An 8,246-nucleotide genomic window follows, 5' to 3' on the forward strand; every position below is an offset into this window, starting at 1 on the left:
CACCGGTCAGCGGCCAGAGCATGGGGGGCACGCCCGGTCCCGTTCCGAACCCGGAAGCTAAGCCCCATCGCGCCGAGAGTACTGCGGGGCCAGCCCGTGGGAGGCCAGGGCACCGCTGACCGGTGGACGGCACCGAGCCGTGCGCTTGGACTGAGAAGGGGGAGGCCTCGCGGCCTCCCCCTTTTTCGTTTCTCAGGCAATTTGTCTCACATAGTAGCTGTGTTTTATAACCCTCGTTTGTCGCATCTTCTTTGAACGGGCTACAATATCGTAGTCTGTGTAGCATGGAGGTGAACATGGCTGAAGCTGGTATCGGCGTTGATATCGTCGAGATTTCCCAAATGAAATCAATCCTTGAGAAGACGCCGTCGTTTGCCCGGCGCGTGTTTACCGATGAAGAGCGTGCGTATTGCGATGCGTCGTCTCGCCCTGCCGCTCATTATGCCAGCCGCTTTGCCTCTCGCGAAGCGGTACTTAAGGCACTTGGAACGGGGTTTAGTCAGGGCGTTGGACGTAAGGACGTTTCCGTAACACGCGATAGGCTCGGCAAGCCAAAGGCTCTGCTTTCTGGTCGCGCTCTCGAAATCGCCCAGGATTTGGGTGTTGTCGAGGTTGCTCTTTCTATTACCCTTACGGGTGACTTGGCTGTCGCTAATGCCATTGCGATCACCGAGGATGCTCGACCTAAGCCTAAGGAAGAAAAAATGAGCACCAAGGAGCGCGTTGCCCAGACATTTAAAGAGGCTCGTTCTGTATTGGATGAGCTTGAACAGCTGCAACAATCTGCTTTGTCGGAGCATTTGATTGATAATCCGCAAGATACGCAAGGAGCATAGATGAAACCGGTTTTGAGTACCGAGGAAGTCGTTCGCCTCGAGGATATCATCGAGCGCGAGGGCACCTCGAAGGCCGAGCTCATGGAGTTGGCGGGTGAATTTGCCGCCAACGAGATTTTAAAGCTCAACCCTGATCGCGTTCTTGTGCTGGTCGGCTTTGGCAATAACGGCGGTGATGGTTGGGTCGCTGCGGATATCCTGACCCATAAGGGCGTTGATGTTGATATCGTTTCTCCAGTTGAGCCGGATGAGATTCCTGCTGCCCTTGCTCGTCACGTTGCCCGTCGCACCGCCGGTCGCGACGTTCATGTGTGCGTTGGGCCTTCGCGAGACGAGCTAGAGGTTCTCATTAACAAAGCGGATGTCGTGGTCGATGCTATTTTTGGCACCGGTTTTCACGGCAACCTTCGTGCGCCGTTTTCTATTTGGGTTCCTACGGTTAACGAGTGCGCCGATCACGTTGTTTCTATCGATGTTCCCTCGGGCCTGAATGCCGAGACGGGCGTTGTGGATGACGACTGCATCCGTGCCGAGCGTACCGTGACGATGATTGCCCCTAAGATCGGCCTCTACAGCGCTGACGGTCCGGAGTATGCTGGCGACCTGGTGTGTGGCGGTCTGTACGACCGCCTTGACGAAGTCATCGATGATGTCGATCATGCTGCCGAGATCGTTGAGCCCGGTGATCTGGTGGACTACTTTGCCCCGCTGCCCACGAATATCGATAAGTATTCGCGCGGCTCCGCGCTCATCGTTGCCGGGTCGGCACAATATCCTGGTGCCGCCATCATGGCCGCAAAGTCTGCCGCTCGTGCTGGTGCCGGTTATGTGGCCGTTGCGACGCCCGATGCGTGCGCCAACCTTATTCGTATGGCGCTCCCGTCGATTCCCGTTTTCGCCATTCCGTCTGATTCCCGTGGATCTTTTGGTGCCGCTGCGCGTATGACAGTGTGCGAGATTGCCAAGAAGTACAGCTGCGTTGTGTGCGGGCCTGGCATGACGACGTCTGCCGGATCGATGCAAGTCGTTTCGGGTCTGCTTGAGCTCGATGTGCCGCTTATCCTAGATGCAGATGCGCTCAACTGCCTTGCCAAGATTGCAATCGACGGCATCGACAGTAATCCCGAGATGTACCGTCGCGAGCAGCCGCTCGTTATGACGCCGCATTATCGCGAGCTTTCGCGTCTCGTTGCCGGCGACGAGGTCAATGATCTTGGCACTGCGATTGCCGCTGCTCAAAAGATTGTCTGGGCTGCCGGTTCCGATAATCTCGTTGTTATCGCTAAGGGTCCGACGACGGCCATTTGCGGCGTCGAGCGCGTGCTGCTGCCGCTTTCGGGCCCAGCGTCGTTGGCGACCGCTGGCTCGGGTGATGTCCTCGCAGGTATCCTTGCAGGAACGCTTGCGACCATGCGTGACGAGATGGACCGTTGGGAGCTGCTGTACTCGTATGCCGTCGCACTCCACAGCTATGCCGGCTTTGCTGCGGCGACGGAGTATGGCGAGAAGAGCGTTATCGCGACCGATCTTATCGACTTGATCGGTCCCGCCATGGAATTGGCGGCAAAGGATGCGCTCGATGATCTGGGAATCATGGACGAAGGGTCGGATGACTAATCATGAATAAAGCCGATTTGACGCGTTGGTCCTGGGTCGAGATCGACCGCGGGGCGCTCCGCCGCAATACGAGGGCCTATAAGAACTTGCTAGATCCGCGTCAGCGCCTGTGCTGCGTGGTTAAAGCCGATGCTTATGGTCATGGAGCCGTCGAGTGCGCCAAGATCATGTATTCGGCCGGTGCCGACATGTTTGCCGTGGCGACGGTCAGCGAGGGCATTGAGTTGCGCCAGGGCGGAATCACCAAACCCATCCTGATTCTAAGCGAGCCTCCCATCGAGGCTATTCCTTCATTGCTCGAGTTCGATATCATGCCCTCGGTCTATACGTCCGATTTTGCTCTTGCGTATGGTGAATGTGCCGTCGCGGCGGGCAAGGTGGGCAAGTATCATCTTGCCATCGAGACGGGTATGAACCGCATCGGCGTTCACTACACGCAGGTGCTCGACTTTGTCCGCGGTATTAATTTCCATCGCGGTATTCAGTGCGACGGCGTATTTACGCACTTTGCCACGGCCGATGAACCATCGGGTTGGGACTACAAGCTGCAGTGCCAGCGCTTTACCGAGGCCGTTCAGGCCATTAAGGATGCGGGTTTTGAGTGCGGTATCGTGCACTGTGCCAACACGCCGTCCTCGATGCTCGACCCCTCGATGCATTTTGATATGATTCGCGCTGGCGTTGGCTTGTATGGCATGCAGCCGTGCGAGCTGAGCGGCCGCGTGATGCAGCTTGATCCCGTTATGAGCGTTCATGCGCGCGTGACGCGCGTGGCGCATCCTGCGATGGGCGAGGGCGTAGGCTACGGTTTTACCTACCGCGTACCGCGCACACGCGTTCAGATCTGCACGCTGCCGATCGGATATGCCGACGGCCTGTCGCGCACGCTTTCCAATCGTATGGACGTGCTGTATCGCGGTGAGCGCGTGCGTCAGGTCGGAAATATCTGCATGGATCAGTTTATGGTTGCCATTCAGTCCAACCCGGCTCACGAGATTCCCGAGGCCGAACATGGCGACGAGATGATAATTATCGGTCGCGATGGCGATGCCGAGATTACCATGGATGAGATGGCGCGCCTGCGCGGCACGATCAACTACGAGGTCGCCTGCGGCTTTGGCATGCGTCTCGACAAGGTCTACGTGTAGGAGCCGCTATGGGCGTTATGCACATCCCCGGCCATAGCCATCAGGCGCCGCGCGAAGTTGCACTCGAGGAGATCGAGGCCGTCCTGGGTGATTGCCACCTTTGCCAGCTTTACCAGTCGCGCCACAATATCGTGTTTGGGGTGGGAAACCCCCGCGCTCGCGTGATGTTTATTGGTGAAGCGCCGGGCCGTAACGAGGATTTACAGGGCGAGCCCTTTGTGGGGGCGGCGGGTGAAGACCTCAACGGCATTCTGTCCCTGGCGGGTCTTAAGCGTGAAGATGTCTATATCGCCAATGTGCTTAAATGTCGCCCGCCGGGAAACCGCAATCCGCGTCCCGAGGAAGTGCTTGCTTGCTCACCGTTTTTGCGCGAGCAGATTCGAAGCATCTGGCCCGATATCATCGTGACGCTCGGCAATCCCGCAACGCACTTTGTGCTCAAGACCGAGATTGGCATTACCAAGCTGCGCGGCAGGTTCCATCAGATGGGGCACTTTGTGGTGATGCCGACGTTTCATCCCGCGGCGGCGCTGCGCAATCCGGCGTGGCAGGAGTTGCTGGAGGAAGACTTTAAGATGCTGGGCGACTATCTGGTGCGACATCCCGCGCCAGAGGGCGCCTCGGAATAATAAGGAGCGTATATGTCCCTGGAGCGCCTGGGGCTAGGTACCTACAAAACGGCTCGTACTGCCGATACGGAGCAATTTGGCGAGTTGGTTGCACCGTGTCTAGAAAATGGCGATGTGCTGATACTGACCGGCGGCTTGGGCGTGGGAAAGACCCACTTTACCAAGGGCGTCTCGCGCGGCTTGGGCGATGAGCATATGGTCACGAGTCCTACGTTCGCGCTCATGGCCGTTCACGACCAGGGGCGTATTCCGCTGTTCCATTTTGATCTGTACCGCTTGGAGCATGCCTACGAGCTCGAGGATACGGGCATTTTTGACGTGCTCGGCTATGAGGGCGCTTGCCTGTTGGAATGGGGCGAGCAGTTTCAGGACGAGCTGACGGATGAGTATCTCTCGGTGACGCTTAGGCGCGATGAGGACGATAGCGACGTGCGAACGATCGCGCTCGAGGCGCACGGCGAGCGCGCGACGGAGCTTTTCGATTTGATTGATAAGGCTGTACAAGATGAGCTTGCATAACGACAACGCGCTGGTAGTGGCGCTCGATACTTCGACCGACATGCTTGCCTGCGCGGCAAGCTGGATTGATGAGCAGACGGGCGAGGCGAAGCTGGTGAGCGGGGACCATCTGTGTCGTCGCCATGCCAACGTGGAACTTGTGAATACCGTCGATGACGTGTTGGCGCAGGCCGGGCTGAATCGCGGCGATGTCGGCTGTTATGTGGTTGGACGCGGCCCGGGTTCGTTTACGGGCGTTCGCATTGGCATCTCGACCGCTAAGGGTCTGGCGCGCGGTGCCAACGTGCCGTTGCTGGGCGTGTCGACACTTGACGCTTGCGCCTGGACGGCGTGGAAGGCTGGCGTGCGCGGAAAGCTTGGTGTTCTTGCCGACGCCATGCGTGGCGAGGTGTATCCGGCTCTGTACGTGCTGGGGGACGAAGGTCCCGAGCGTCTGTTTGAGCGCGAACACGTGGTCAAAGCCGCCGTGGCGCTTGATGAGTGGCGCCAGGCCGCGGACTGGGGCCAGGTTAAGCTGACTGGTGACGGTCTCGTACGTTATGGCAAGCTGCTGAGTGAGGACGAGACTGCGCGCTGCGTGGAACGAGACCTGTGGTGGCCCTCGGGCGAAGGCCTTCTGATGGCGCACGCCGCGGGCGACGGTAATCCGGCTCGCGTTTTGCCGATCTACACGCGTCTTTCGGATGCCGAGGAAAATGAGCGTAAGCGCCTTGGGCTTGCCGAGAGCGCCCAGAGCGAGATTACGGGTGTTGCCGACGAGCTCGCCGGCCGCCATCTGCAGTTCCGTCCCATGGGCGCGGCGGATGCCGAGGGCGCGAGCGCATTGGAGGCCGCCTGCTTTGAAGGCGCCGGACACGAGGCGTGGACGCCGGGCATGTTCCTGTCCGAGCTGGGCGAGGGCGTTGCCGCGCCGCGTAGCTGGTGGGTGGCGCACGACGACGGTCAGCTGCTGGGACTTGCCGGCGGCATGGTCGTCGACGGTGACGTTCAGATTATGGACGTCGCGGTTGATCCTGCTCATCGTCGCGAGGGCATTGCCCGCAAGCTGCTGTCGCACGTGAGCTATGACGCCCAGATGCTCGGCTGCACCACTGCTTCGCTTGAGGTTGAGGACGGCAACGAGGGTGCGATTGCGCTCTATAGCGCCTTGGGCTTTACCGAGGCGGGTCGTCGCCGTGGCTACTACGGCGTCGGCAAGGATGCCATCGTCATGACGGCGTCGCTGCCCCTGGTGCTTCCTCTCGACAATGCCTCGCCCGAGCCAACGGCTGCCGAGCAGCGCGTCTGGCCGCTGCCTGAGCCCGAGCGCACCGCCGAGGAGCGTGCCGAAATCGAGCGCCGTCGCCTAGTTCTTGCCATCGAGAGCTCTTGCGACGAGACGGCTGTGGCGATTATCGATGCGGACGGCAATATGCTGGCCAACCAGGTGTCGACGCAGATTGATTTTCATGCTCGCTTTGGCGGCGTGGTGCCCGAGATCGCCTCGCGCAAGCATGTCGAGGTGATTGTGAGTGTCGTAGATGCGGCGCTTGAAGATGCCGCGGTATCGCTTGGGCTTGAGGGTGGAGCGATTGCGCCAAGTGAGCTTGCCGCCGTGGGTGTGACGCAAGGCCCGGGCCTGGTGGGTGCCCTGGTGGTGGGCGTCGCCTTTGCCAAGGGCTTTGCGTATGCTGCCGGTAAACCGCTCGTGTGCGTCAATCATCTGGAGGGTCACCTGTTCGCCAACCTGCTGGCGCAGCCCGACCTTAAGCCGCCGTTTGTCTTTACGCTTGTCTCGGGTGGGCACACCATGCTCGTGCACGTAAAGGCATGGGGCGACTACGAGGTACTTGGCGAGACGCTGGACGACGCCGTGGGCGAAGCCTTCGACAAGGTTGCCAAGGCGCTGGGCCTGGGCTATCCCGGTGGCCCCATCATCTCCAAGCTCGCCGAGACGGGCAATCCCCGCGCGATCGATTTTCCCCGTGCGCTTAACAGCAGGGGAGACTATCGCTTCTCGCTTTCGGGCCTCAAGACGGCGGTGACGCTCTATATTGAGCAGGAGACCAAGGCTGGGCGCACGATTCACCTGCCCGACCTTGCAGCCTCGTTTGAGGCGGCGGTCTTTGACGTGCAGTACAAGAAGGCCAAGAACGCCCTGCACGCCACCGGGTGCAAGGAGTATTGCATCGGCGGCGGCGTCTCGGCCAACCCGCATCTGCGCGAGATGATGATTAAGAAACTCGGGCGTCAGGGGATTCGCGTAACGGTGCCGCCTCTCTCGGCCTGTACTGACAACGCCGCCATGATTGCGGAGGTCGCTCGCCGCAAATTCGACCGAGGTGAAATCTCGCCGTTCGACGTCGACGCCGATCCAAACATGACGCTGTAGTCGTATGGGTGCGGTCCCCGACCGGAGGGGCCGGATATAAGGTTTCCTGCTCTACAGTCCTGCTCACGACGGAGGCCACATTAAGTGGCCTCCTGTTCGTGCGGAACTCGCGATAAAGTTCATATGCGGCCGCTGGCGCCCGGGCAGCGTCGGGGACCTTTCTGTATCTATGCAGCTACTGAGCTGGATCGGCGTCGACAACGTCCGGCAAGGTTAGCCAGCCTGCGTCGAATTTACGGCGTGCATTAGCTGAAAGAAACCTACCTGATAATCGACTCAATATCTCGGCTTTTATATAGCAGTCGGCGAACTTCCATGACGTCGTCGATGACGACATAAAAAACCATGTAGTTGCCAACGTAGAAGCGGTAATACGGGTGCGACCGTCTTCTTGTCGAAGGGTATGTTGGTGACATGGTTGGATTCTTGAGATGCTCGAGTATGCCTGCTTCAACATTGTCGACAAGCCTATTTGCTGCAGCGGGGTTATTGAGGTCAAAAGCGATATATGACGCTGCTTGGCTGAGGTCCTCCCAAAATAGGGGAAGATAGCGGAGCTTATAGTGCCTGTTCATCGAGGCCGCCGTCGAGCATTTTTCTGACAGAGCCAAAGACATCGTCGTGTGTATAGCGAAGTTGCATGCTGGCAGCCTGACGATCAGCGGCATCAAGTGCGCTCTCGATCGTATTGCTCAGTGACTTGTACTGCTCAAAGCTCATGACGACCATAGAGCCCCGCCCGTTTTTAGTTAGAAAAACCGGACCCTCCTGTTCGACTTCGCGTTCAACATCCGGGTAGTGATTTCTAAGATCTGAGACCGGCCTAATATTCACAGCTACCTCCTGAGCTATCAGAATATTATCGTAATTATGATAACAGAGTTAAGATTTGGGATGGGAACTCCTCGGGGGCGGGGCGGGCGCCTGCCGCCATATATGAACTTTATCGCGAGTTCCGCACGAACAGGAGGCCACTTAATGTGGCCTCCGTCGTGAGCAGGACTGTCCGAGCAGGAAAGTTCATATATGGCGGCAGGCGCCCGCCCCGCCCCCGAAGAGCATCTCTCAAGCAAAAACTGTCGTGGGGTAAAGTCCGAGGTCAGTGACGTTTTATACCGAGAAATTC

General features: G+C 58.8%; 8 protein-coding genes and 1 rRNA gene. 7 read left to right on the forward strand and 2 right to left on the reverse strand.

The window, feature by feature from the left end; all coding sequences use genetic code 11:
• The first annotated feature begins 5 nt into the window (after window positions 1-5).
• From rrf to tsaD, 7 genes are all read left to right on the forward strand, one after another.
• A 5S ribosomal RNA gene (gene rrf / locus ACTQ1E_RS08535) occupies window positions 6-121 on the forward strand.
• 175 nt (window positions 122-296) lie between these two features.
• Entirely contained in the window at window positions 297-836 is a 540-nt protein-coding gene (acpS, locus tag ACTQ1E_RS08540) for a holo-ACP synthase (RefSeq protein WP_441033615.1), read from the forward strand.
• Complete coding sequence (locus ACTQ1E_RS08545; RefSeq protein ID WP_441565845.1) at window positions 837-2,453, forward strand: NAD(P)H-hydrate dehydratase; 1,617 nt, start codon at window positions 837-839, stop codon at window positions 2,451-2,453.
• A gap of 2 nt (window positions 2,454-2,455) precedes the next feature.
• Entirely contained in the window at window positions 2,456-3,601 is a 1,146-nt protein-coding gene (gene alr, locus ACTQ1E_RS08550) for an alanine racemase (RefSeq protein ID WP_154515162.1), read from the forward strand.
• An 8-nt stretch (window positions 3,602-3,609) separates the two neighbouring features.
• The gene (locus ACTQ1E_RS08555) at window positions 3,610-4,230 is read left to right on the forward strand and encodes a uracil-DNA glycosylase (protein ID WP_427794390.1); all 621 of its coding nucleotides are present in this window, start codon (window positions 3,610-3,612) and stop codon (window positions 4,228-4,230) included.
• Between the two features lie 12 nt (window positions 4,231-4,242).
• Window positions 4,243-4,749, forward strand: coding sequence for a tRNA (adenosine(37)-N6)-threonylcarbamoyltransferase complex ATPase subunit type 1 TsaE (gene tsaE, locus ACTQ1E_RS08560; protein WP_154515158.1), 507 nt, complete (start codon window positions 4,243-4,245; stop codon window positions 4,747-4,749).
• Window positions 4,736-7,120, forward strand: a complete 2,385-nt coding sequence (tsaD, locus tag ACTQ1E_RS08565; protein ID WP_441049341.1) for a tRNA (adenosine(37)-N6)-threonylcarbamoyltransferase complex transferase subunit TsaD — start codon at window positions 4,736-4,738, stop codon at window positions 7,118-7,120. Before tsaE ends, tsaD begins: the two co-directional genes overlap by 14 nt.
• Window positions 7,121-7,380: 260 nt before the next feature.
• Here the strand turns inward: tsaD and ACTQ1E_RS08570 are convergent, their stop codons facing one another.
• Together ACTQ1E_RS08570 and ACTQ1E_RS08575 are read right to left on the reverse strand one after the other, a co-directional pair.
• Window positions 7,381-7,788 (reverse strand): type II toxin-antitoxin system RelE/ParE family toxin, encoded by a 408-nt coding sequence (locus tag ACTQ1E_RS08570; protein WP_441565848.1) that lies wholly within the window; start codon window positions 7,786-7,788, stop codon window positions 7,381-7,383.
• Window positions 7,679-7,954, reverse strand: coding sequence for a type II toxin-antitoxin system Phd/YefM family antitoxin (locus tag ACTQ1E_RS08575; protein ID WP_152077364.1), 276 nt, complete (start codon window positions 7,952-7,954; stop codon window positions 7,679-7,681). Before ACTQ1E_RS08575 ends, ACTQ1E_RS08570 begins: the two co-directional genes overlap by 110 nt.
• Window positions 7,955-8,246 lie beyond the last annotated feature (292 nt).

This window comes from Collinsella sp. LCP21S3_C7 (assembly GCF_052118485.1).
Classification (GTDB): domain Bacteria; phylum Actinomycetota; class Coriobacteriia; order Coriobacteriales; family Coriobacteriaceae; genus Collinsella.